Genomic DNA, 472 nt, shown 5'->3' with positions numbered 1-472 from the left:
ATGAAAAAGACGGTTTGCAAATCCTGATTCCATGTTTTTTTGCTATTTCTGCGCCTGACGCTTCACCATGCGCTCAAACGGGCCAGTAACACACGATTGGACCGAAAGCGATTGGCACCAGGGGCGTCAGGTCAGAACCGGGCCTGAGTAGTCCGTGAAGGCGTGTACATGTTGCCACCTGACGGGTGCAGTTGCGCAAGCACGCATGTGCGCCAAAAGCCATGTGCTTGCCCATGGTGACTGGCAAAAGAAACAGTCATTTTTCTAAATATTTTGCCCGGCTGTCACCTGGTCTTCGGCAATTTCAGCGCCAGCGTTTTCCAGATCAAGAACGCGGCAGGAATGACGAGCAGTGTCAGGATTGTCGCGCTTGTCATGCCGCCAACCATCGGGGCAGCGATACGGCGCATCACTTCTGAGCCTGTACCTGTGCCGAGCATGATTGGAAGGAGGCCGGCTATGACGACAGCAA

The 472-nt window shown here is 54.0% G+C and carries 1 protein-coding gene; it reads right to left on the bottom strand.

Annotated elements, in window-relative coordinates; all coding sequences use genetic code 11:
• Nucleotides 1–284: 284 nt before the first annotated feature.
• Nucleotides 285–472, bottom strand: a 188-nt coding sequence (locus tag HOC_RS20765) for an efflux RND transporter permease subunit (protein WP_035542799.1), incomplete at its 5' end; no start/stop codon positions are given.

This window comes from Hyphomonas oceanitis SCH89 (assembly GCF_000685295.1).
Taxonomy (GTDB): domain Bacteria; phylum Pseudomonadota; class Alphaproteobacteria; order Caulobacterales; family Hyphomonadaceae; genus Hyphomonas; species Hyphomonas oceanitis.
Note: the sequence above shows the minus strand (reverse complement) of the source record. Positions and strands in the feature narration are given on the sequence as shown.